21 protein-coding genes and 1 tRNA gene are annotated in these 22,175 nt (G+C 63.5%); 18 read left to right on the top strand and 4 right to left on the bottom strand.

Annotated features, from left to right (window positions below):
* Positions 1-35: 35 nt before the first annotated feature.
* From GA566_RS01150 to GA566_RS01165, 4 genes are all read left to right on the top strand, one after another.
* Positions 36-2,003 carry a lytic transglycosylase domain-containing protein gene (locus GA566_RS01150; protein ID WP_160471254.1) on the top strand — a complete coding sequence of 656 codons (1,968 nt, stop codon included), beginning with the start codon at positions 36-38 and terminating at the stop codon, positions 2,001-2,003.
* A 155-nt stretch (positions 2,004-2,158) separates the two neighbouring features.
* Positions 2,159-3,181, top strand: a complete 1,023-nt coding sequence (locus GA566_RS01155) for a complex I NDUFA9 subunit family protein (RefSeq protein ID WP_160471256.1) — start codon at positions 2,159-2,161, stop codon at positions 3,179-3,181.
* Between the two features lie 154 nt (positions 3,182-3,335).
* Positions 3,336-4,025, top strand: a complete 690-nt coding sequence (locus tag GA566_RS01160) for a glutathione S-transferase family protein (RefSeq protein WP_160471258.1) — start codon at positions 3,336-3,338, stop codon at positions 4,023-4,025.
* A 3-nt stretch (positions 4,026-4,028) separates the two neighbouring features.
* Positions 4,029-5,270, top strand: coding sequence for a multifunctional CCA addition/repair protein (locus GA566_RS01165; RefSeq protein WP_160471260.1), 1,242 nt, complete (start codon positions 4,029-4,031; stop codon positions 5,268-5,270).
* A 182-nt stretch (positions 5,271-5,452) separates the two neighbouring features.
* On the opposite strand, the gene GA566_RS01170 is transcribed toward GA566_RS01165, so the two are convergent.
* Both GA566_RS01170 and GA566_RS01175 read right to left on the bottom strand, forming a co-directional pair.
* Positions 5,453-5,647 carry a DUF2905 domain-containing protein gene (locus GA566_RS01170; RefSeq protein ID WP_137926987.1) on the bottom strand — a complete coding sequence of 65 codons (195 nt, stop codon included), beginning with the start codon at positions 5,645-5,647 and terminating at the stop codon, positions 5,453-5,455.
* A gap of 13 nt (positions 5,648-5,660) precedes the next feature.
* Positions 5,661-6,839, bottom strand: coding sequence for a class I SAM-dependent methyltransferase (locus GA566_RS01175; RefSeq protein WP_160471262.1), 1,179 nt, complete (start codon positions 6,837-6,839; stop codon positions 5,661-5,663).
* Positions 6,840-6,855: 16 nt separating this feature from the next.
* On the opposite strand from GA566_RS01175, the gene GA566_RS01180 reads away from it, so the two are divergent.
* The 3 genes from GA566_RS01180 to ttcA all read left to right on the top strand — a co-directional run bounded on the left by GA566_RS01180 (position 6,856) and on the right by ttcA (position 9,133).
* Positions 6,856-7,674: an SDR family oxidoreductase gene (locus GA566_RS01180; RefSeq protein WP_137926985.1), complete on the top strand. Its 819-nt coding sequence runs from the start codon at positions 6,856-6,858 to the stop codon at positions 7,672-7,674.
* Between the two features lie 21 nt (positions 7,675-7,695).
* Positions 7,696-8,094, top strand: coding sequence for a dihydroneopterin aldolase (locus tag GA566_RS01185; RefSeq protein WP_160471263.1), 399 nt, complete (start codon positions 7,696-7,698; stop codon positions 8,092-8,094).
* Positions 8,095-8,209: 115 nt separating this feature from the next.
* A complete protein-coding gene (gene ttcA / locus GA566_RS01190) occupies positions 8,210-9,133 on the top strand; it encodes a tRNA 2-thiocytidine(32) synthetase TtcA (RefSeq protein WP_160471265.1) in 924 nt (307 codons plus the stop codon).
* Positions 9,134-9,177: 44 nt separating this feature from the next.
* Here ttcA and GA566_RS01195 read toward each other — a convergent pair whose 3' ends face one another.
* On the bottom strand, positions 9,178-9,978 hold the full coding sequence (locus tag GA566_RS01195; RefSeq protein ID WP_160471266.1) for a DUF6279 family lipoprotein: 801 nt from the start codon (positions 9,976-9,978) through the stop codon (positions 9,178-9,180).
* Positions 9,979-10,244: 266 nt separating this feature from the next.
* On the opposite strand from GA566_RS01195, the gene glmU reads away from it, so the two are divergent.
* From glmU to GA566_RS01240, 9 genes are all read left to right on the top strand, one after another.
* Positions 10,245-11,609 carry a bifunctional UDP-N-acetylglucosamine diphosphorylase/glucosamine-1-phosphate N-acetyltransferase GlmU gene (gene glmU, locus GA566_RS01200; protein ID WP_160471268.1) on the top strand — a complete coding sequence of 455 codons (1,365 nt, stop codon included), beginning with the start codon at positions 10,245-10,247 and terminating at the stop codon, positions 11,607-11,609.
* Between the two features lie 11 nt (positions 11,610-11,620).
* Positions 11,621-13,459, top strand: coding sequence for a glutamine--fructose-6-phosphate transaminase (isomerizing) (gene glmS, locus GA566_RS01205; protein WP_160471270.1), 1,839 nt, complete (start codon positions 11,621-11,623; stop codon positions 13,457-13,459).
* 295 nt (positions 13,460-13,754) lie between these two features.
* Positions 13,755-14,663 (top strand): Abi family protein, encoded by a 909-nt coding sequence (locus GA566_RS01210; RefSeq protein ID WP_255459278.1) that lies wholly within the window; start codon positions 13,755-13,757, stop codon positions 14,661-14,663.
* 167 nt (positions 14,664-14,830) lie between these two features.
* Positions 14,831-15,427 (top strand): GTP cyclohydrolase II, encoded by a 597-nt coding sequence (gene ribA, locus GA566_RS01215; RefSeq protein WP_137926979.1) that lies wholly within the window; start codon positions 14,831-14,833, stop codon positions 15,425-15,427.
* A 187-nt stretch (positions 15,428-15,614) separates the two neighbouring features.
* Positions 15,615-16,070 (top strand): PA2169 family four-helix-bundle protein, encoded by a 456-nt coding sequence (locus GA566_RS01220; protein ID WP_137926978.1) that lies wholly within the window; start codon positions 15,615-15,617, stop codon positions 16,068-16,070.
* A 214-nt stretch (positions 16,071-16,284) separates the two neighbouring features.
* Complete coding sequence (bfr, locus tag GA566_RS01225) at positions 16,285-16,764, top strand: bacterioferritin (RefSeq protein ID WP_137926977.1); 480 nt, start codon at positions 16,285-16,287, stop codon at positions 16,762-16,764.
* A 122-nt stretch (positions 16,765-16,886) separates the two neighbouring features.
* Positions 16,887-16,961, top strand: a tRNA-Cys gene (locus tag GA566_RS01230).
* A 295-nt stretch (positions 16,962-17,256) separates the two neighbouring features.
* Positions 17,257-17,700, top strand: coding sequence for a GNAT family N-acetyltransferase (locus GA566_RS01235; RefSeq protein ID WP_137926976.1), 444 nt, complete (start codon positions 17,257-17,259; stop codon positions 17,698-17,700).
* A 74-nt stretch (positions 17,701-17,774) separates the two neighbouring features.
* Positions 17,775-18,758: a quinone oxidoreductase gene (locus GA566_RS01240; protein WP_160471273.1), complete on the top strand. Its 984-nt coding sequence runs from the start codon at positions 17,775-17,777 to the stop codon at positions 18,756-18,758.
* A 203-nt stretch (positions 18,759-18,961) separates the two neighbouring features.
* Here the strand turns inward: GA566_RS01240 and dmeF are convergent, their stop codons facing one another.
* On the bottom strand, positions 18,962-19,930 hold the full coding sequence (gene dmeF / locus GA566_RS01245; RefSeq protein WP_160471275.1) for a CDF family Co(II)/Ni(II) efflux transporter DmeF: 969 nt from the start codon (positions 19,928-19,930) through the stop codon (positions 18,962-18,964).
* A 227-nt stretch (positions 19,931-20,157) separates the two neighbouring features.
* Between dmeF and GA566_RS01250 the strand changes: the two genes are divergently transcribed.
* Both GA566_RS01250 and GA566_RS01255 read left to right on the top strand, forming a co-directional pair.
* The gene (locus GA566_RS01250) at positions 20,158-21,045 is read left to right on the top strand and encodes an alpha/beta fold hydrolase (RefSeq protein WP_137926973.1); all 888 of its coding nucleotides are present in this window, start codon (positions 20,158-20,160) and stop codon (positions 21,043-21,045) included.
* 532 nt (positions 21,046-21,577) lie between these two features.
* Positions 21,578-22,165, top strand: coding sequence for an acyloxyacyl hydrolase (locus tag GA566_RS01255; protein WP_237380009.1), 588 nt, complete (start codon positions 21,578-21,580; stop codon positions 22,163-22,165).
* Positions 22,166-22,175 lie beyond the last annotated feature (10 nt).

Raw genomic sequence — 22,175 nt, forward strand, 5'->3', positions numbered from 1 at the left:
AAGGGCATGCACGACCACATAAGGGATAGCAAAGAATGCCGAAGGGAGTATATCTGCGCCGCGCAGGCCGCATCGCATGGCTGGCGTTCGCGGGCGCGCTGCTGGCCACGCCGGCTTTTGCCCAGAAGAAACCCGCGCCGCAAGCGCGACCCGCACCTCAGCAACCCGCCGCGCAAACCATCCCGTCCAATCCGGACGATGCGTTCGTTGCCCTGCGCGAAGCCGCACGCAAGAACGACGTGGATCGCGCCGCGGCCATCTCGGCCACGCTGGTCGATTATCCGATTCCCTCGTACGTCGAGTATTTCCGCATCAAGCCGCAGATGTTCGACAGCGGCGGCCAGGCGCGCGTCGACACGCCGGACGCCGAAATCGCCGCCTTCCTGCAGCGTTATCAGGGCGAAGCCATTGCCGACCGCATGCGCAATGACTGGCTGCTGGTGCTGGGCAAGAAGCGCGACTGGGCCAATTTCGATATCCAGTATCCGCAGTTCGTGCTGAAGGACGACACGCAGGTGGAGTGCTACGCGCTGCTGTCGAAGGCTCTGAAGGGCCAGAACGTGTCGGCCGATTCGCGTGCGCTGCTTGTGGACCCACGTTACTTTGGCGAAGCGTGCGTGGACCTGATCGGCTACATGGCGCAGGCGCAGCAGATCCAGCGCAGCGATGTGGCGTTCTATGCGCGTCAGGCGCTGGAACAGAACTATACGACGCTGGCCGCGAAGATTGCTGGCACGCTGCCCGATGTGCGCGTGGACAGCGATGCGCTGGCCACCGTGGTCAAGATGGCACGTAGCGATCCCGCGCAGGCCGCAGCGTACCTGAGCACCATCGTCGGCAACCTGTCGCGCGATGAACAAGGCGCGGCGTGGGGCGTGATCGGTCAGTACGCCGCCAAGAAACTGATGCCCGAGGCCGCCGGTTACTATCGCCGCCAGCTCGACATGGGCGGCAACCAGTGGCTGTCCGATGAAACGCAGGAGTGGCGTGTACGCGCCGCGCTGCGCCAGGGCGACTGGAAGCAGGTGCGGCAGTCCATCGAACTGATGCGTCCGGAACTGCGCGGCAAGGACCCGGCATGGACGTATTGGTATGGCCGCGCGCTGAAGGCCGATGGCCGCACCAGCGATGCCGAGCAGCAGTTCCAGTCGATTGCCAGCCAGTTCAACTTCTATGGCCAGCTGGCCAGCGAGGAACTGGGGCGCCGCATCACGGTGCCGCAGCGCACGGCGGTGACCGATGGCGAGGCCATGGCGATGCGTTCGCGTCCGGGCTTTGTCCGCGCGCAGAAGTTCTACAGCCTGAATCTGCGTTTCGAAGGCAACCGCGAGTGGAACTGGGAACTGCGCGGCATGAACGACCGCGAACTGCTGGCTGCGGCCGAGTATGCGCGCAAGATCTCGCTGCTGGATCGCACGGTCAATACGTCGGATCGTACGAAGACCGAACACGATTTCGCACAGCGCTTCCCGATGCCTTATCAGGACATCATGCACCGGAACACCGAAGCCGTGGGCCTGGACATGGCCTGGGCGTATGGGCTGATCCGACAGGAATCGCGCTTCATCATGGACGCACGCTCATCGGCGGGCGCGCACGGGCTGATGCAGGTCATGCCGGCCACCGCGCGTTTCGTGGCCAAGAAGATCGGCATGACCGACTTCTCGCCGTCGATGATGAGCGACCCGAACATCAACATCATGCTCGGTACAAATTACATGAGCATGGTGCTGACCGACCTCGACAGTTCATGGACGCTGGCTTCCGCTGGCTATAACGCAGGCCCGGGACGCCCCAAGAACTGGCGTTCGAGCCTGTCGCGGCCGGTGGAAGGCGCGATCTTTGCAGAGACCATCCCGTTCACGGAAACGCGCGTCTACGTCAAGAATGTGCTTTCCAACGCCACGTACTATTCTGCATTGATGAGTGGCCGCCCCCAGTCGCTGAAGGACCGGCTGGGTGTGGTCGCGCCGTCCAGCGTCACGACGACCAGCTTGCCCTAAGCCTGGCTGCCCCAAAGCGGGGCAGGGTCTTCGTGATGCCGGCGCACGCATCGATGCGTGTGTAATGGAATCGCAATGCGCGAATCGCAATGCGAAGACCGTGCTGCGGCTACCCTCGCCGGGTAGTGCGCGGCGCGGCCGTCACGGAGCCCACCATGCAGACCAGCAATGTTCTTGTCATCGGGGGTGCCGGCTTCATCGGCAGCCACCTCGTCTCCCGCCTTGCCGGCGCAGCTTCAGCGTCCGGCGCGCCGCTCGATCCGTCCGCCAATCCCGATAGTCCCATCGCACCTGACCGCATCGTGGTCGGTACGCGCCATGTCGAGCATGCGCAGCACCTGCTACTCCTGCCGCGCGTGGAAACGGTGGAGCTTGGGCTGGCCGATACGGCAGTGCTCGACGATGCCATCGGATCGCTCGGCGTGGATGGCATCGTCGTCAACCTCGTTGGTGTGCTGCACGGCGACCGGGCCGATCCGTATGGTCCGCAGTTCGCCTCGGCGCACGTAGACCTGCCGCGCCAGTTGGTCGATGCGTGCCAGCGCACCGGCGTTCGCCGCCTGATCCACATGAGTGCGCTCGGCGCCGACGCGCAGGGGCCGTCGATGTATCTGCGCAGCAAAGGCGAAGGCGAGCGCATCGTGCGCGAGAGCGGCCTTGCGTGGACGGTGCTGCGGCCCTCGGTGGTATTCGGCCCCGACGATCATTTCCTGAACCTGTTCGCCCAGTTGCAGCAGATGGCGCCCGTGGTGCCGCTGGCCTGTGCGCATGCGCGCTTCCAGCCGGTGTTCGTGATGGATGTGGTGCAGGCGTTCGTCAACGCGATGGCGAATCCCTCGACCATCGGCCAGGTGTATGAACTGGGCGGTCCGCAGGTCTATACGCTGGAGGAACTGGTCAAGTTCGCGGGCCGCGCGTCGGGGCATCCGCGCCCGGTGATCGCATTGCCCGATGCACTGGCGCGCATGCAGGCGGCGGTGCTCGAACACATGCCCGGCGGTACGGTGCTCTCTCGCGACAATCTCGATTCGATGCGGCTCGACAATGTGCTGGCCCAACCGATGGCCACCGAACTCGGCGTGCATCCGGTCAGCCTTGAAGCCGTGATGACGGATGTGCTGGCCGGTCGTGGCCGCGATTCGGTGATGCAGGGGCTGCGCGGCAGCGTGCATCGCTGAGCCCGTCCGTTGTGACTGGCGCTCACAGGCTTGCGAGCGTATTTCGTTTGGAGCTGCCGCGTCCGGGTCGATAGAATATCCGGTCCACGGTGCCCGGCGAAATACGCCGCGCGCCTACGTCTTCCCGATCTTCGCCCCCCCCAAGGAATTTGCGATGAAGCTCGTCATCGGCAACAAGAACTACTCCTCCTGGTCGCTGCGTCCCTGGCTGCTGTTGCGCCACGCCGGCATTGCCTTCGAGGAAATCCCGCTGCGCCTGTTCACGAAGGCATTCGATGAAGAGATCATGCAGTACTCGCCGGCCGGCAAGGTGCCGGCGCTGATCGATGGCGACGTGACCGTCTGGGATTCCTTGTCGATCTCCGAGTACGTGGCCGAGAAATTCCCCGAGAAGCAACTCTGGCCAGCCGATCCCGCTGCGCGCGCGGTGGCGCGTTCGATCTGCGCGGAAATGCATTCGGGCTTCGGCAACGTGCGTAGCCAGATGCCGATGAACATCACGGCCGTGCTGCCCGGCATCGGGTGGAGCGTGGCCGTGCAACGCGATATCGACCGCATTGCAGCCATCTGGACCGGCCTGCGCGCGCAGCATGGCGAGAAGGGCCCGTTCCTGTTCGGTACGTTCACCGTGGCCGATGCGTTCTACGCGCCCGTGGTGAGCCGCTTTGCCACGTACGGCGTGCATCTGCCGGAGGCCGCCAAGGCTTATGCCGATTTCATCCTGACGGTGCCGGCCATGCAGGAGTGGGTGGCCGCGGCGCGCGAGGAGCGCGATTTCGTCGTGGCCGACGAGCCGTACCGTTTGCAACCCGATCGCCCGGACGCGATCATCGTCACGGGCTGATTCATGCAGGTCTATGCCGTCGGCGGGGCGATCCGCGACCAACTGCTCGGCAAGCCGAGCCAGGACCGCGACTACGTGGTGGTGGGCGCCACGCCGGAGGAAATGGAAGCCGCCGGCTACAAGCCGGTGGGCAAGGATTTCCCGGTCTTCCTGCATCCGGTGACCAAGGCCGAATACGCGCTGGCTCGCACGGAGCGCAAGACGGCGGTGGGCTACAAGGGGTTTGCGTTCTACACCGGACCGGAAGTCACGCTCGAGGACGACCTGGTGCGGCGCGACCTCACCGTCAATGCGATGGCCCAGGCCGTGGATGCGGACGATAACCTCGTCGGCCCGATCATCGATCCGTATGGCGGGCAGCAGGACCTTGCCGCCCGGCAGTTCCGCCATGTGTCCGATGCGTTTGCGGAAGACCCGGTGCGCATCCTGCGCGCGGCGCGCTTTGCCGCGCGCTTCCACGATTTCTCGGTGGCGCCCGAAACCGTCGCACTGATGCGCCGCATGGTGGAGATGGGTGAGGTCGATGCGCTGGTGCCGGAACGCGTGTGGCAGGAACTCGCACGCGGACTGATGGAAGCGCGTCCGTCGCGCATGTTCGACGTGCTGCGTGAATGCGGTGCGTTGGCGCGGTTGATGCCGGAACTCGACCGGCTGTGGGGTGTGCCGCAACGTGCCGATTACCATCCGGAAGTCGATACCGGCATCCACGTGATGATGGTGGTGGATTACGCGGCCAGCGTCGGCGCGTCGTTGCCAGTGCGCTTCGCCGCGTTGACGCACGATCTTGGCAAGGGCACCACGCCCGAGGACGTACTGCCGCGCCATATCGGCCACGAGCAGCGCAGTGTGGGATTGCTCGAAGCGGTTTGCAAGCGGCTGCGCGTGCCCAACGATTGCCGCGAACTGGCGGTGCTCGTGGCGCGCGAACACGGCAACATCCATCGCTCGATGGAGTTCGGCGCCGCGGCCCTGACGCGACTCGTGGAGCGTTGCGATGCGTTGCGCAAACCGGATCGCTTCGCCGAAGCGTTGCTGGCATGCGAAGCCGATGCGCGTGGCCGGCTCGGTTTTGAAGATCGGGAATATCCGCAGACGGCGCGACTGATGACGGTGCGCGATGCAGCGGCGTCGGTGGATGCGGGCGCGATTGCCAAGGCTTGCGAGGATCGCGTGGACCAGATCAAGGATCGGGTGCACAAGGCCAGGGTGAGGGCGGTGGCGGAGCGGTTGGGTATTAAGGAATAGCGTTGAGTTTCCTTTTCCGCTTGGTTTTCTCCCCTCTCCCGCTTGCGGGAGAGGGGCGGGGGTGAGGGCCAGCGGTTCAAGCTCTAACCACGACATCGCATAGCGACGGCTTGCCCTCACCTCCAACCCCTCTCCCGCGCGCGGGAGAGGGGAGCAAAACCTGATGGGATGGCATACCCCCCCTACAACAACCTCCCAATCACCAGTGCCACCAGCGACAGCAAGATCGTCGACGCAAACGGCAGCACATACTCCTTCCCGAAAAGCCGAAACCGCAGATCGCCGGGCAAGCGTCCGAGGCCGATCTTCTGCAGCCACGGCAGCGAGGCCGACAGCACGATCACGCAGAGGAAGATGGTGAAAGTCCAACGCAACATGGCGTGATCCGGGTCAGAGGGCGAAGGTACGGTCGCCGCGTGCGAAGCCGGCCAGCGGCAGCGCATCGTCGAGATCGCGGGTCAGGGCGATGACCTTGAACAGCTCGCCCATCTCCGCTTCAGACAGCAGCTTCTGCACGGCGTTGGCCTGCGGCAGGAAGGCGCGGGCATCCGATGGATCGAGCGACATCATCAGTTCGGTAATGCCGGCATTCATCAGGAAGCGTGCCTGCGAGGCGAAGCCCGCCACGGTCAGGCCCGCATCCACGGCAGCTTCGGCGATGCCGGTGAAATTCACGTGCGCGGTGATGTCCTGCAGGCCCGGATACAGGAAAGGATCGGGGTGGGCGTGATGGCGGTAGTGGCACATCAGCGTGCCGCCCACGCGCTGCGGGTGGTAGTACTCGGCCGCCGGAAAACCATAGTCGATGAAAAACGCCGCGCCACGCGAGAGCATCGCCGCGACGGCACGCGTGAAGCCTTCGGCTTCGGCGTGGGTTTCGGTGACCACGTCGTGATCGCCCGGAAAATTTTTCAGCACTGCGGGCACGGCGGAGGATTCCATCACGCGATCCTGATAGGCGAAACCATTCCCATCGTGTGACACGCCACGTTCGTACCACTTGCCGCCGATTCGGGCGAACAGGCTCACAGGCATCGCATCGAGCACTTCATTGCCGACGATCACGCCTTCGAAGCGGTCGGGCAGGGTATCGAGCCACGTCACACGCGACGCCAGATGGGGCGCACGCTCGGCAAGCGTCTGTTGCTGGCGCGCACGCAGTTCGCCGGAAAGCTCGACGATCCGGTACGTATCGGGCAACGCGCCTTCGGTTTCGAGCGCGAGCAGCAGATCCGCTGCCAGCCGGCCCGTACCGGCGCCGAATTCCATCACTTGCGGCAGGTTCATGCCGATCAGCGGTGCGAACTGGCGAGCCAGTGTGCGCGCGAAGAAGGGACTCAGTTCTGGGGCGGTGATGAAGTCGCTGCCGTCGCCGGCGTCGCGGCCGAACTTGGCGGCGCCCCCGCTGTAGTAACCCAGGCGCGGCGCATAGAGCGCCAGCGACATGAAGCGGTCGAAGCCGATCCAGCCGCCCGCAGCCTTGATGGCATCGGCGATGACGGTGGAAAGGGCCGTGGAGGCGCCGAGCGCGTCGGCGGAGGGAAGGGGTAGACTAGCGACTTTCTGCATACCGCGAATTGTAGCAATGCCAGATTTCAATACTGAGGGCGCTGCCGCCGCCCGAACCACACCCTCGCGTGGGGTGGCGCTGGTGACCGGCGGCGCACGCCGCCTGGGCCGCGCCATCGGGCTCGAGCTTGCCGCGCAGGGTTGGGACGTAGCCGTCCACTGCAACCGCTCGCGCGACGAGGCCGAAGCGCTTGCCACGCAGATCCGCAGTCTCGGTCGCCGCGCTGCCGTGCTGCAGGCCGACCTGTCCGACGAAAGTGCCACGAGCAAGCTGATCGCCGCCTGCAAGGATGCGCTCGGCGTGCCGTCGTGCCTGGTCAACAATGCCTCGCTGTTCCAGTACGACGTGGCCACGAGCTTCTCGTACGCTTCGCTCGATACGCATATGCGCACGAACGTGGCCGCACCGCTGCTTCTGGCGCGCGAGATGCACAAGGCGCTGGGTGCCGACGGCAACGAGACCGAGCAGCGTGGCGTGGTGATCAACCTGCTCGACCAGAAGCTGAACAACCTGAATCCGGACTTTTTGTCGTACACGCTGTCGAAGTCCGCGCTGCAGACCGCCACGGTGCAACTGGCCCAGGCACTGGCCCCGCGCCTGCGCGTGGTGGGCGTGGCGCCGGGTATCACGCTGGTGTCCGGCGACCAGTCCGATCCGGGCTTCGTGCGTGCACACGGCATGACGCCGCTCGGCAAATCGAGCACGCCGGACGATATTGCGCAGGCCGTGGCCTACCTCGCCATCGCCCGCGCCGTGACCGGTTCCACGCTCTACGTCGATGGCGGCCAGCACCTGATGCCGCTGGCCCGCGACGTGATGTTCCTGACTGAATAAGTTTTAACGATAGTTCCCGCCATGACTTTTGCCGCCCTGTCCCATCCCAGCCTGCAAGACTGCCGCCGCATGTTCCTGCGCAATTACGAAGTGCAGATCAACATTGGCGTGCATGAATTCGAGAAGAAGGGCGAGCAGCGCGTGCTGGTCAATATCGACCTGTTCGTCTCGCTGGCCGAAACCACGCCGCAGGCCGACAAGCTGGAAGAAGTCGTGGATTACGACTTCATGCGCAACACCGTGGCCGAGCGCATGGCGCAAGGCCATATCCACCTGCAGGAAACGCTGTGCGACGACGTGGCGCGCGCCATGCTGAAGCACCCCAAGGTGCGGGCCGTGCGTGTCTCCACCGAGAAGCCCGATGTGTATCCGGATTGCGAATCCGTGGGCGTCGAAGTCTTCCACATCAAGCCGGCCTGAGGCACGCAGAGCGGTGGGGCGGCGGGTCCAGTAGAATATCGCCCCGTCAATCCGGCATGTTCTTCAGGGGTGTCAGGCCATTGTTCAGCGCCCGCCCCCGCTTCAGGTACGTCTTATGAGTCACTCCGCTAATTTCTACCGCCTGGAAACCCGTCTGCAGTCGCAGACCGGGAAGGCCATCGGCGACTTCGGCATGATCGAGGACGGCGACACCGTGCTGGTCTGCATGAGCGGCGGCAAGGATTCGTACACGATGTTGTCGGTGCTGATGGCGCTGCAGAAGCGCGCGCCCATCAAGTTCAAGCTCATCGCGATGAACCTGGACCAGAAGCAGCCCGGCTTTCCCGAGGAAATCCTGCCGGCCTACCTGAAATCGGTGGGCGTGGAATACCTGATCGTCGAAGCGGACACGTATTCGATCGTCAAGGAGAAGGTGCCCGAGGGCAAGACCACGTGCTCGCTGTGTTCGCGTTTGCGCCGCGGCGTGATCTATCGCACGGCCAAGGAGCTGGGCGCCAACAAGATTGCGCTGGGCCATCACCGCGACGACATCGTCAACACGTTCTTCCTGAACATGTTCTTCGGCGGCAAGATGAAAGCCATGCCGCCGAAGCTGGCCACCGATGACGGCCAGCACATTGTCATTCGTCCGCTGGCGTACTGCGCGGAGAAGGACATCGCGTCCTACGCGCGCGCCATGCAGTTCCCGATCATCCCGTGCAACCTGTGCGGCTCGCAGGAAAACCTGCAACGCAAAAAGGTGAGCGAGATGGTGCAGGCATGGGAACGCGAATTCCCGGGCCGCATCGACAACATCTTCGCGGCGCTGCGCAACGTGGTGCCGTCGCATCTGGCCGATACGGACCTGTTCCCGTTCAACGGTCTGGCGACTGGACTGGCGAAGGTTGACGAGGCATCGCTGTTCGGGGAAACCACCTTCACGCAGCAGGCGCTGACGTTTACGGGCAACGTGGGAGCGAACCGGATGGAGTTTGTGCGGTTCGACAAGATCGAGAAGGCGGAAGAGCCTGCGGCCTGATGGGTTTGCTCCCCTCTCCCACTGCGCGGGAGAGGGGAGTTTCATTACTTCGCTGCCTGCGAAGCCCCCTCCCGCATCAGCGACCTCGTATCGTCGATCCACTTCTGGAACCGATCCACCGCGTGCGCCTTCTGCTCGGGCGTGGTCAGATTGGCGATCTTCACAGACAGATCCACGCCTGCCTCGTTGCTGCGCTGCTGGCCGCTGGCCGGGCGCTGCCAGTGATCGGCGTATTTTCGCAGCATGTCCTCGACCTGCGCCTTTGGCGGATGTGAGGTCGACACCTCGCGCGCCAGCGTCAGCCATTCCTGCTGTCGTTTGACCCGCTCGGCATAGCGCGCCTCGGCGCCTTCCATATACGGCCCCATCGAATCGCGGATCGTGCGTTCCTGCTCGCCCGAGAAGCCGCCGTAGATCAGCTTTGCGTAGTCCATGATCTTGTCGAAGCGGGCGTCGGTGCGCGCCTTGGGGTCGGATTTGAGAAACTCCTTCCGGTACTTGGCGTTGCTTTCCGCGAACTTGCCTTCCATACGCTTGATCTGTTCGGGCGTCAGCGTCAGCATCAGGTCGGCCACGTCGGGGACGGCGTTCTCGAAGGCGCGGCGGCCCAGGCGGTTCGTGTCCTGCTGCACCTGCCGGACCATCGAGGCATCGATGGGGCCGGCGACTTCACTCTTCACACGGGTCAGGACCGTGGCAATTTCGGGAAGCTGCGCCTGCCGGTGCCAGGAGAAGAACCGGGCGATGGCGTCTTTGGTGGGCGGCTCCTGCAGGTCAGAAACGTCCACATATCGATCCACCCACCAGTAGGCCAGGCGGTCACCCTGCTGGTAGCCAAGTTTCATGGCGTTGCATCCACCCAACGCCGCCAAGACGGTAAATGCTGCAAACCATGCAAAAACGCGTCGTGTCCAAATGTGAACAACCGTAACGTGAAGTGATCGGCCCGATGTGGTCCGGGGGTGCATGCTAGAATCGGCGCGCATGTTTCCAGGGGCGGTTGATCGCCCGCCAGCCCAGTCGTGGCAACGGTTTTGCCCTACTGACTGCAGTGCTCCACGGCACGGATTCTTCAGAATATTCTCAGACACACTCACTTAGGACCCTCCTTGTGAATATCGTCATTCTTGCCGCCGGCATGGGCAAGCGCATGAATTCCGCGTTGCCCAAGGTGCTGCACCCGGTTGCCGGCCGCCCCATGCTCGCCCACGTACTCGATACCGCCCGCACGCTCTCGCCGTCGCGGCTCGTCGTCGTGGTGGGCCATGGCGCCGAGCACGTGCGCGCCGCGGTTGCCGCAGAAGATGTCGCCTTTGCCGAGCAGGCTCAGCAACTGGGCACCGGCCACGCCGTCATGCAGGCACTGCCGTTGCTCGACGACGGCCAGCCCACGCTGGTCCTGTATGGCGACGTACCGCTGACGTCCGCGTCCACGCTTCAGCACCTTGTGCAGGCCGCTGGCGCCGAGCGCCTGGGCGTGCTGACCGTCGAGATGCCCGATCCCACCGGCTATGGCCGCATCGTACGCGACGCTGCCGGCAATATCGTCCGCATCGTCGAGCAGAAGGATGCCAGCGAGGAAATCCGCGCGATCCGCGAGATCAATACCGGCATCATCGTCTGCCCGACGGGTCACCTCCGCCGCTGGCTCTCCACGCTGCGCAACGACAACGCGCAAGGTGAGTACTACCTTACCGACACCATCGAACGCGCCGCCACTGACGGCGTGGAGATCGTGTCGTCCCAGCCGGCTGCACTGTGGGAGACGCTCGGCGTCAACAGCAAGGTGCAACTGGCCGAGATCGAGCGCATCCATCAGCGCAACATTGCCCAACGTCTGCTTGAAGCGGGCGTCACGTTGCTGGACCCGGCGCGTATCGACGTGCGCGGCGAACTGACCTGCGGACGCGACGTGACCATCGACGTAGGCTGCGTGTTCGAAGGCCGCGTGCATCTGGAGGATGGCGTGCACATCGGTGCGCACTGCGTGATCCGCAACACCTCCGTAGGGGCTGGCGCACGCGTGCAACCGTTCTGCCACTTTGAGGAAGCAAAGATCGGGCCGGACGGGCGCATCGGTCCGTACGCGCGTTTGCGGCCGGGTGCGGAACTGGGCAAGGATGTGCACATCGGCAATTTCGTCGAAGTCAAGAACAGTCAGATTGCCGACCACAGCAAGGCCAACCATCTGGCCTACGTCGGCGACACCACCGTGGGCCAGCGCGTGAACATCGGCGCAGGCACCATCACGTGCAATTACGATGGCGTGAACAAGCATCGCACCATCATCGAGGACGATGTGTTCATCGGCTCCGATACGCAACTGGTGGCGCCGGTAACGGTGCGCCGTGGCGCGACGATTGGCGCTGGCACGACGCTGACCAAGGAAGCACCGGCCGACAAGCTCACGCTGTCGCGTTCCAAGCAGATGACGATCGACGCATGGCAGCGTCCGGTCAAGCAACCGAAAAAATAAGGGGTTAGAGCATGTGTGGCATCGTTGGCGCGGTTTCGCACCGCAATATCGTTCCGGTCCTGGTCGAAGGTCTGCGTCGCCTGGAATATCGCGGCTATGACTCGTGCGGCGTCGCCGTGGTGCGCGACGCCATTCTCGAACGCGCGCGCACGGTGTCGCGCGTGGCCGAACTGGACGCGCAGACGCAATCGTCGGGTCTCGGCGGCAACCTGGGCATCGCCCATACGCGCTGGGCCACGCACGGCAAGCCCGACACGGTCAACGCGCACCCGCACTTCTCGGACGAGACCATCGCACTCGTCCACAACGGCATCATCGAGAACTACGAGCCGCTGCGCGAAGAACTGCGCGCCGTGGGCTACGGTTTCGAGTCGCAGACCGATACCGAAGTGGTGGCCCACCTGATCCATCAGGCCTACACGTATCCGAGCAGCGCCACGCGTGGCGACCTGTTCGCGTCGGTGCGCGTGGTGACCAAGCGCCTGCACGGCGCCTACGCCATTGCCGTGGTGGCGCGTGACAATCCTGACGTGGTGGTCGGCGCGCGCGCCGGTTCGCCGCTGGTCGTGGCCCTCGGCAACGACGAAACGTTCCTGGCGTCGGACGCGCTGGCCGTGGCCGGCACCGCCAACCGCATCATCTATCTGGAAGAAGGCGATGTGGTGGAACTGACGCGCGCTGGCGTCACGATCCGCGATGTCAACGATATCGAGGTAGTGCGCGAGGATCGCGTGGTGGAGGCACACGCCGCCGCCGTGGAACTGGGTCCGTTCCGCCATTTCATGCAGAAGGAAATCTTCGAGCAGCCGCGCGCCCTGGGCGATACGCTCGAAGGCATCGCCGCCATCACGCCCGACCTGTTCGGCGACAACGCGGAGCAGGTGTTCGCCAACATCGACAGCATCCTGATCCTGGCGTGCGGCACGAGCTACTACTCGGGCTGCACGGCCAAGTACTGGCTGGAATCGATCGCCAAGATCCCGACGCAGGTCGAGGTCGCCAGCGAATACCGCTACCGCGACACGGTGCCGAACCCGCGCGCGCTGGTGGTGGTGATTTCGCAATCCGGCGAAACGGCCGACACGATGGCTGCACTGCGCCACGCCCGCTCGCTGGGCCACACGCACACGCTCGCCATCTGCAACGTTGCCACGAGCGCGATGGTGCGCGAGACCGAACTGCGCTTCCTGACCCGCGCAGGCACCGAGATCGGCGTGGCATCGACCAAGGCGTTCACCACGCAACTGGCCGCGCTGTACATGCTGACGCTGGCGCTGGGCAAGGTGCGCGGCTACCTGAACGACGAACAGGAAGCCGAGGCGCTGACGAATCTGCGCCACCTGCCCGCCGCGCTGCATGGCGTGCTGGCGCTGGAGCCGCAGATCATCGCGTGGTCGGAGGACTTCGCCCGTCGCGAGAACGCGTTGTTCCTGGGTCGTGGCCTGCACTATCCGATCGCTCTGGAAGGCGCGCTCAAGCTCAAGGAAATCTCGTACATCCACGCTGAAGCCTACCCGGCCGGCGAGCTGAAGCACGGCCCGCTGGCACTGGTGACGGAAGCCATGCCGGTGGTGACCGTGGCACCGAACGACGCGCTGCTGGAAAAGCTGAAGTCCAACATCCAGGAAGTGCGCGCACGCGGCGGCCGTCTCTACGTGTTCGCCGATGCCGACACGCACATCCAGTCGTCGGACGGCATCCAGGTGATCCGCATGCCCGAGCACTACGGCGCGCTCTCGCCGATCCTGCACGTCGTACCGCTGCAACTGCTGGCGTATCACACCGCCTGCGCACGCGGCACGGATGTGGACAAGCCGCGCAATCTGGCTAAGTCGGTGACGGTGGAGTAAGGCTGTTAGCGGACGGGCAACCGTTCGCAACGTTACGACGTCCTAACGAGAAAGGCCGTTCTGAAAAGGGCGGCCTTTTTTCGTTTCGGCGACTTCGCATTTGTCCGCATCGAACTCGCCATGCAGTTTGCGAGTCGTCTCATATCCCCGTGGAACTCCGCGCGCTACAAAGCAAAAGGCCCCCGACCTTGCGATCGGGGGCCTTCCACTCCTTACGCCGGGGCGCCCTTGCGGGTTGTGCCGATCGACGTCTCAGGCGTCATCCTATGGATCCAACGGGATAGTGTCAACAGCTATGCGTACCACCTCAGTCGTCGATTTCGAGCGCGTCGTTTCACCGCTACGCTTGAATAGCTACAAGTCATATTTCAAGGCAACGACGATGGACGAAGCCATCGGTTTGTATCTTTGGAATGGCGAAATTTCGGGATGCTTTGCATCGCATCTTGCTCACTTCGAGGTCGCGTTGCGCAACAGTGTGCATCGGGCCATGTCGCTGTTTCATAGCGCGGGACGCACGCCGAGTTGTCATTGGTACGACGTGATACGCGAATCGATGCGGCATTCGGTGCAACAGCGGATCGTGGAAGTGCGAACGCGGCGGCCACGCAGCAACCCGGGGCCGGACGAGATCGTATCCAACCTCTCGTTCGGATTTTGGCCGGTCATGCTGAATAGCGTCAGTGCGGCGCACGCTTCACGAGTTCTGCCACGCATTTTTCCGAACCATCCTTTTAGTGACCGTCCTGCGCAATGGAGCGATGCGCGCAAGCGTCGAGAGACGCTAGGCTTCCTCGCCGAGATACAAGGATTTCGAAATCGTCTCGCACACCACGAGCCACTGTGGAAGTTCGGCGCAGTCCGAGTTGTCTCGGGCAGTCATTCAGTGATTTCTTTACCCGCCTCCCGAACCCAGACCGATAGCCTCCACCGTTTGCGCAGAATGATGCTGCTGATCGAAGATGCCACTGGCTTTGTCGATCGTTCCCTGCATGAAGACCTGAAAGCGGCGAGCTGGCGTCAGCGGCTGGATTTTCTGCTTACCGAGCGAGGTGTGGAGCGATACCGGTTGCGCAAGCACGTTGCCGCGCCGGTGGCGTTGACGCCAACCGAGTTTCGCTGTCGTTTCAAGGCGCTTCACCGACGCAATCAGCCGGTTCGCGTTCGCCGCGCCCACACTTCCGGCCTTTTCGTTCCAGACTGACTCCTACCGCCCGGTAACCCCACACCCGATAGCGGAATGCATTTCGGGGTATCCTTGCCGGCATGCTGCGTCTGCGCCTCTCCCAATCGGCGCGGCGCGGTGCGCCTGCCCCGCCCCTGCATCATGCCGTGCGGGCACCATGGCGCCTCCAGCCCTTGCACATCAATATGAAAGACCTAGAAAGTGAGCTGATCGGCTCTGCCCGCCTGCCGACCAGTTACGGAGAATTCACCGCTCATGCCTTCCAGGGCATGGACACGGGAACCGAGCACCTGGCCCTGTCGATGGGCGATATTTCGGGCGAGAACGTGCTCGTTCGTTTGCATTCGGAATGCCTGACCGGCGATGTGTTTGGCTCGTGCCGCTGCGATTGCGGCGAGCAGCTCGATCTCGCCATGCGCAAGATTGCCGAGGAAGGGCGTGGCATCCTGCTGTATCTGCGTGGCCATGAAGGCCGTGGCATCGGGCTGTCGAACAAGATTCGTGCGTACGCGCTGCAGGATGGCGGACTCGACACCGTGGATGCCAATCTGGCACTGGGTCAGGCTATCGATTCCCGTACCTATGCCTTCGCGGCGGATTTCCTGCGGCAGTGGGGTGTCACCTCGGTGCGGCTGATGAGCAACAATCCGATCAAGATTCGGGCGCTCGAGGATGCGGGCATCAAGGTGACCGAACAGATGCGTCACATCGTGCCGTCCAACTCCGAAAACGAAAAGTATCTGGCGACCAAGCGGTCGCGCATGGGTCACCTGTTCGACTGACTGGCGGGGGCGACGCAGATGTAGGCGCAGACCGACAGCCGGTTGCGAGGCGCCCCGACAGTCCCCCGCAGGCGGCTCCTCTATCTTGGAACCAAGGGCCGCGCACCCTGGATGGTGTGCGCGGAATGTTCCATGACGCGCTGCGCGCAGGCGTGCGGCGTGTCCGAGAGATAACGAGGAGTTTGCTATGGCTGACAACAATGTGTCTGTACTGAACGACCTGATCGAAGTCTCGCGCGATGGCGAGGAAGGCTTCCGCAAGGCCGCCGAGGATGCGAAGAATCCCGAGTTGAAGACGCTGTTCTCGAGCCGCGCAACAGAGATAGGCGCCGCAGTGCGCGAATTGCAGAGTCAGGTCACGGCGCTCGGCGCCAAGCCCGAGGACCACGGCAGCGTGGCCGGCGCGCTCCATCGCGGCTGGGTGAGCCTGCGTACCGCTGTATCGGATCGTTCGGATCTCGCCATCCTGGAGGAGACCGAGAAGGGCGAGGACGTGGCAAAGAAGAAGTACGCCGATGCGCTGCAGGAGACCGACCTGAGCTTCGACATCCGCGCGCTGATCGAGCGCCAGTACCAGGGTGTGCTGCGCAATCACGACCTGATTCGCGATCTGCGTAATCGCTATCGCGCCAGTGGGGAATAAGGGCACGGGCGATATAACCGCATGCCCCGCAAATAAGGCGCCTCGTTTCGAGGCGCTTTTTTATTGCCATAAATCGGAATCAATATCAGTCTCAGATTCAATGACGAGTCGTAGATGAGGATGCGTGTCGTCCGCAAAGCCGCATGGGGCTTGACCTTCCGGGCTGGCGGATTAACATGAAAATCACCGCATGCCATATTCGGGGATCGACGCCATGAAATCGGACAAGAAGGTAATACAGCTGCTGAATGTCCAACTCCGGCATGAGCTGACGGCGATCAACCAGTATTTTTTACACGCCCGCATGTATGGACATTGGGGGCTCAAGGCGCTGGGCAAGCACGAGTACGAGGAATCGATCGAGGAGATGAAGCACGCGGACAAGATCATCGATCGCATCCTGATGCTCGATGGGCTGCCCAACCTGCAGGACCTCGACAAGCTCATGATCGGCGAGACCACCGAGGAGATGCTCGGCTGCGATCTGAAGCTTGAGCTGGTCTCGCAGACCAGCCTCAAGGAAGCCATCAAGTACTGCGAGTCCGTGAGCGACTACGTCTCCCGCGACGTCCTTTCGCCCATCCTCGACGACACCGAGGACCATATCGAGTGGCTGCAGACGCAACTGGATCTGGTGAACCGCGTCGGCCTGCAGAACTACCAGCAGAGTGCGATGGGCGAGATCGGCGCGTAGCAGCGACAGACAGCACCCGCCTTCGGGTAATAACGGCACGCCCTGCACGTTTTTTCGACTTCGGCTACACTGCGCCCCGCACCACAGACACCGACGACCGGTTCCGGATCGTCTATCCCCGTGGCGGGGTGGCAGAGTGGTTATGCGACGGCCTGCAAAGCCGTTTACGACGGTTCGATTCCGTATCCCCGCCTCCATCGTTTTTCCGTAGTCCGCTTCATCCCCATCTACTCGACACTGTCACACGACATGCAGATACTGCTGCCGCCGTGTGTGGCCTGTTTCGTGCTCATCGATGGAGCGGACAGGCTGATGCGTGGCACCCGTCGCTTTCGGTGGTTTCCCTTCTGGAATCCGGAGGCTGATTGCGATAGTGTGGGGCGCGTGCACCAATCGCGGCATTGCATCGCTCCCCTTGGCGCACCAAGATTCACCATGCAGGGCTTCCATGGCATATCCGTCCCGATGTGATGAGAGATACAGAGGCTCAAGATGATTAAAGATCTGCGAATCCGGCTTGCGCAGCCCGCGGATGTGTCTGCCATTGGCGCCGTGCTCGAGCGGTGCAATTTGCCAGTGGATGAGTTACCGCGCCTTGCCGGCGAGTTTCATGTTGCCGTGCTCGAATCCCAACTTGTCGGTTGCGCCTGTGCCCAGCTTTTCGGGGAGACGGCGATCATCCGCTCGGTTGCCGTGCTGAGGGAGTGGCGTGACCAGGGCATTGCGAGCCATCTCGTGAGCGCCGTGATGATGCGGGCGCGCGCCAACGGCAGTCGGCGCGCCGTGCTGCTGACCTCCACGTGCCCCAGCTATTTCTCCCGCTACGGCTTCTCGCTGATCCACGCCTCCAAGCTGCCTGCCGAAGTGCTGGAGAGCGAAGAATTCCAGCGGCTGCGCAATACCAGCGCGCTCTGCATGTCTGCCGAACTGGGTTGAGCTTCGGCAGAAAATCGGAATTGCATCAATAATCGGGTCTCACAAATTCTGCCAACGCGCATCGAGGAGACCCCATGCCGACTGCTGTCCGCGCCATCCGCCTTCACGAATTTGGCCAGCCGCAGGTCATGCGGCTCGAATCGGTAGAGTTGCCAGCCCCCGCCGCAGGCGAGGCGCGCGTGCGCCACACGGCGATCGGTTTCAACTTCATCGATATCTATCAGCGTCGCGGCACCTATCCGCTGCCGGCTGGCACCGGGCTGGGCTTCGAGGCAGCCGGCGTGGTGGAGGCGGTGGGTGAGGGCGTGGCCGATGTCGCCGTGGGAGATCGCGTGGCCTACATGAACGCGGGCCTGGGTGCGTATTCCGAAGGACGCAACGTGCCGGTGGACAAGCTCGTGAAGCTGCCCGACACCATCACCGACGAACAGGCCGCCGCAACGATCTTCAAGGGCATGACGGCGCAGTACCTGGTGCGCCATACCCACGCCGTGAAGCCGGGCGATACCGTGCTCGTGCATGCGGCGGCGGGTGGCGTGGGCCAGATCCTGAGCGGATGGGCCAAGGCGCTGGGCGCGCGCGTGATTGGCACCGCTGGCTCGCCGGCCAAGTGCGAGCGTGCTCGGGCGGCCGGGTGCGATATCGCCATCGACTACAGCCATGGCGACTGGGTCAAGCAGGTGCGCGATGCCACGGATGGGCGCGGCGTGACCGTGGTCTACGACGCGGTGGGCAAGGACACGTTCCTCGGCTCGCTCGATTGCGCGCAGACGTTCGGGATGGTGGTGCTGTACGGCGCGGCATCGGGACCGGCACCGGCCATCGAGCCTGAACTATTGAACAAGAAAGGCTGCCTGTTCCTGACGCGGCCATCGGTATTTCCGCACAACGCGGATGCCGCGCGGTTCCGCGCCAACGCGAAGGATCTGTTCGATGCCATCGCGGCAGGTCATGTGAAGGTGGATATCGGTGCGCGCTTTCCGCTGGCCGATGTGGCGCGCGCGCATGAGGCCGCGGAGCGCAGGGAGACGACGGGGGCGATCTTGTTGATGCCTTGAGCGGCTGCGTGTGTCAGTTCGCACCCCTCTCCCGCCTCTGTCTTTCTCCCCTCTCCCGCTTGCGGGAGAGGGGCGGGGGAGAGGGTAAGCGTTTCAAGCTACGAACAAGCATCTCGGTTCGCGAGCGCTCGCCCTCTCCCCCAACCCCTCTCCCGCGCGCGGGAGAGGGGAGAAAGAATGGTGCGGGAAAGGGGAGAAAGCCGCTAGTGCACTGTGGCGCAAAAATTAATCTCCACACTCACGTGCACCAGTTCCTCATGCACCGATAGCGCCTGCCGCACGCGCTGCGGCGTCAGCGTGGTGTCATGCGTGACCAGGCTGGCGATGCAGGCGAACTGTTCGCGGCCTACGCGCCAGACGTGCAGGTCTGCGATGCGCGTGCCTTCCTCGCCTTCGGCAAACTCCGCCAGCACCTCGCGGACTTCTTCCACCACGGGATGGTCCATTTCGCGGTCGAGCAACACAGTGCCGCTCTGGCGCAGCAGGCCGATGGCCCAGCGTCCCACCAGCACCGCACCCACAAGGCCCATCACCGGATCGAGCCAGCTCCAGCCGAGCCACCAGCCGCCGGCCAGTGCCACGATGGCGAGCAGCGAAGTGGCGGCGTCTGCTACCACGTGCAGGTAGGCGGCGCGCAGGTTGATGTCGTGATGATGGTGATGGCCGTGGTCATGCGCGTGGCCGTGATGGTCGTGCCCGTGATCGTGTCCATGATGATGAGCCCCGCCAAGGATCATCGCGCAGCCCAGGTTCACCAGCAGGCCAATGGCCGTGACGACCATCGCCTCGCGGTAGTGAATCGGTTCGGGACTCAGCAGCCGCTCCACCGATCCGAAGATCATCAGACCCGCCACGCCCAGCAGGAACACCGCGCTGGCAAACGCGGCGAGCACTTCGATCTTCCACGTGCCGAACGTGAACCGTGCATCGTGCGCGAGCTTGCGTGCGGCCGCATAGGCGAAGGCTGATAGCCCAATGGCCACGGCGTGCGAACTCATGTGCCAGCCGTCGGCCAGCAGCGCCATCGAGTTGAAGCCGAGCCCGGCGGCGATCTCGATCGCCATCATCGCCAGCGTGATCCACATCACCAGGCGCGTGCCGCGTTCGGCAGCCTGGTTGCCGGTGTCGAAGACGTGAGAGTGGGTCCACGCGGACAGGTTGTGCGAGTGCATGAGGAATCTCTTGAGAATCGGGGGTGTCAGTCCGGAGCGTATCAGCCCCGTGAAGTTTGCTTCTTGACGACCCTGCGGGTAAGAGGGCGTTCCCGTCGCCGCCCGCGCCAGCATTTTCATGAATCGCAGGCTCGAATGACTTGCGTCGCACGAATCAATAGCGGTGGAATTCGCGGATAGACTGCTGCCCAGGCCACAGGCCATCCCCACAATTCCAGGAGACGCCGATGTTTGAAGGATTTGCCACGCATCGTATCGATCATGACGGTGTGCCGATCCACGCCGTGGTGGGCGGAGAAGGGCCGCCGCTGCTGTTGCTGCACGGTCATCCGCAGACTCACGTCATCTGGCACAAGGTAGTGGGCGAACTGGCGCGGCATTTCACCGTGGTGGCCACCGACCTGCGCGGCTACGGGGACAGCGGCAAGCCCGCCGGCGTGGCCGACCACAGCAACTACAGCAAGCGCGTCATGGCGGCCGACCAGTTGGCCGTGATGCGCCAGCTTGGCTTCGAGCGATTCCGCGTGCTCGCGCACGATCGCGGCGCGCGCGTGGCGCATCGGCTGGCCGTGGATCATCCGCAGGCCGTCGAGAAGTTGGTCACGCTCGACATCGCGCCCACGCTGGCGATGTATGCGCAGACCAACGAGGCCTTTGCGCGTGCCTACTATCACTGGTTCTTCCTGATCCGTCCTGCGCCGTTCCCGGAGACTCTGATCGAGGCGGACCCGGCCCAGTACCTGCAGCAGACCATGGGCAGCCGCAGCGCGGGCCTGGCGCCGTTCACCGCAGAGGCGCTGGCCGAGTACGAGCGTTGCCTGCGTCTGCCGGGCGCGGCGCATGGGCTTTGTGAAGACTACCGCGCCAGCGCCGGCATCGATCTGGAGCACGACCGCGCCGATATCGAGGCGGGCCGTGGTGTCGAATGCGAGATGCTGGCGTTGTGGGGACGCGACGGTGCGGTCGGAAAGTGTTTCCAGCCGCTCGAAGAGTGGCGCAAGGTGGCGCGGCAGGTGACCGGCCATGCGCTGCCCTGCGGGCACTACATCGCCGAGGAAATCCCCGAGCAGTTGCTTGCCGAAGTGCTGCCCTTCCTGCGCGGCACGGCATCGTAAATATCTGATACCAAAGTCATTTCGGCGGGTCCCGCATGGGACCGGCTCGCCTCTGGAGCACCGCTCCGGGCCAAAGCGCGCCAGGCGCTGGCCTTTTCACATTTTGTCCATTCGCCGAAATCACGAGAGACGCAGGCGTTTCTTCCGTCTGCAGCATTCCGCGCGGGCTGGCATTATGGCTGGCGGGAGTTTTCTGACGAATCAGATGCATGTGCAATGCGCCGCGGTGAAACGTGCCGCGATCGTTACATACATTCATGGATGCATGTATAATGCGCGGCGAAAATTCGTTCAAAAAATCCCCACCTGCTGTTCATACAAACAATGACGTACCGATTTATTGCAAGCTGCCTCGCTGTCTGGCTCGGCCTTTGTGTTGCCGCAGGCTGGCTGGTGGAGCGGCTCTGGGCCTGACCCGCGTTCCCCGCTGCCGAATGGAAGGGAAGGGCGAGGGCGTGTCGAGTGCGTTGTTTTTCCGAGCCCTCTCTCTTCGATGCCTTTCAACATGAAGAAAGCACAACAAGAACGAAACATGTCTACTGCCCCACGTTCCCGCATGAAGCTCCTGGGCCGAACCGTGGTTGCTGCCGCATTGGTGGCGAGTGCCAGTTCGGCGGCCAGCGCCGAGGAGCTGGTGGGCTGGAAACACCCCGCCGTGCATGTGGCCTATGGCCGTGACACGAGCCATGACGTCAACAAGTACGAAGTCGGCATCAACTTCAACACGCCGATCCAGTATGGCAATCCGCAGGGCTGGCTGTTCCGCCTGCAGGCCGAAGTGAACCTGGCTGGCTGGGATACGCGTGGCGGCACCAACCAGCAGAATCTGGTCGAATTCGGTATTTCGCCAATCCTGCGTGTGGAAAAGCGCGGCGGCTACTTCGTGCCGTTCGTCGAGGGATCGGTAGGCCTGCGCGTGCTGAGCCACGCGGGCACGTCCGATGAACATCGGATGGGCAGTGCGTTCCAGTTCTCGGACATGCTCGGCGTGGGTGTGGGCTTCGGCAAGAACGCCGCCACCGAAGTGGGCTTCCGCTTCCAGCACATCTCCAATGCCGGGATCAAGGAACCCAACCCGGGCAGCAACTTCTATACGGGTTACGTGCGCTACCGCTTCTGAGCGCCTGCGC

This window comes from Cupriavidus sp. SW-Y-13 (assembly GCF_009793345.1).
Taxonomy (GTDB): Bacteria; Pseudomonadota; Gammaproteobacteria; order Burkholderiales; family Burkholderiaceae; genus Cupriavidus.

Bases quoted from the DNA above. Each gene is read 5' to 3' on its own strand.
- GA566_RS01150 (WP_160471254.1), top strand. From the start codon at position 36: ATGCCGAAGGGAGTATATCTGCGCCGCGCAGGCCGCATCGCATGGCTG.
- GA566_RS01155 (WP_160471256.1), top strand. From the start codon at position 2,159: ATGCAGACCAGCAATGTTCTTGTCATCGGGGGTGCCGGCTTCATCGGC.
- GA566_RS01160 (WP_160471258.1), top strand. From the start codon at position 3,336: ATGAAGCTCGTCATCGGCAACAAGAACTACTCCTCCTGGTCGCTGCGT.
- GA566_RS01165 (WP_160471260.1), top strand. From the start codon at position 4,029: ATGCAGGTCTATGCCGTCGGCGGGGCGATCCGCGACCAACTGCTCGGC.
- GA566_RS01170 (WP_137926987.1), bottom strand. From the start codon at position 5,647: ATGTTGCGTTGGACTTTCACCATCTTCCTCTGCGTGATCGTGCTGTCG.
- GA566_RS01175 (WP_160471262.1), bottom strand. From the start codon at position 6,839: ATGCAGAAAGTCGCTAGTCTACCCCTTCCCTCCGCCGACGCGCTCGGC.
- GA566_RS01180 (WP_137926985.1), top strand. From the start codon at position 6,856: ATGCCAGATTTCAATACTGAGGGCGCTGCCGCCGCCCGAACCACACCC.
- GA566_RS01185 (WP_160471263.1), top strand. From the start codon at position 7,696: ATGACTTTTGCCGCCCTGTCCCATCCCAGCCTGCAAGACTGCCGCCGC.
- ttcA (WP_160471265.1), top strand. From the start codon at position 8,210: ATGAGTCACTCCGCTAATTTCTACCGCCTGGAAACCCGTCTGCAGTCG.
- GA566_RS01195 (WP_160471266.1), bottom strand. From the start codon at position 9,978: ATGAAACTTGGCTACCAGCAGGGTGACCGCCTGGCCTACTGGTGGGTG.
- glmS (WP_160471270.1), top strand. From the start codon at position 11,621: ATGTGTGGCATCGTTGGCGCGGTTTCGCACCGCAATATCGTTCCGGTC.
- GA566_RS01210 (WP_255459278.1), top strand. From the start codon at position 13,755: ATGCGTACCACCTCAGTCGTCGATTTCGAGCGCGTCGTTTCACCGCTA.
- ribA (WP_137926979.1), top strand. From the start codon at position 14,831: ATGAAAGACCTAGAAAGTGAGCTGATCGGCTCTGCCCGCCTGCCGACC.
- GA566_RS01220 (WP_137926978.1), top strand. From the start codon at position 15,615: ATGGCTGACAACAATGTGTCTGTACTGAACGACCTGATCGAAGTCTCG.
- bfr (WP_137926977.1), top strand. From the start codon at position 16,285: ATGAAATCGGACAAGAAGGTAATACAGCTGCTGAATGTCCAACTCCGG.
- GA566_RS01235 (WP_137926976.1), top strand. From the start codon at position 17,257: ATGATTAAAGATCTGCGAATCCGGCTTGCGCAGCCCGCGGATGTGTCT.
- GA566_RS01240 (WP_160471273.1), top strand. From the start codon at position 17,775: ATGCCGACTGCTGTCCGCGCCATCCGCCTTCACGAATTTGGCCAGCCG.
- dmeF (WP_160471275.1), bottom strand. From the start codon at position 19,930: ATGCACTCGCACAACCTGTCCGCGTGGACCCACTCTCACGTCTTCGAC.
- GA566_RS01250 (WP_137926973.1), top strand. From the start codon at position 20,158: ATGTTTGAAGGATTTGCCACGCATCGTATCGATCATGACGGTGTGCCG.
- GA566_RS01255 (WP_237380009.1), top strand. From the start codon at position 21,578: ATGTCTACTGCCCCACGTTCCCGCATGAAGCTCCTGGGCCGAACCGTG.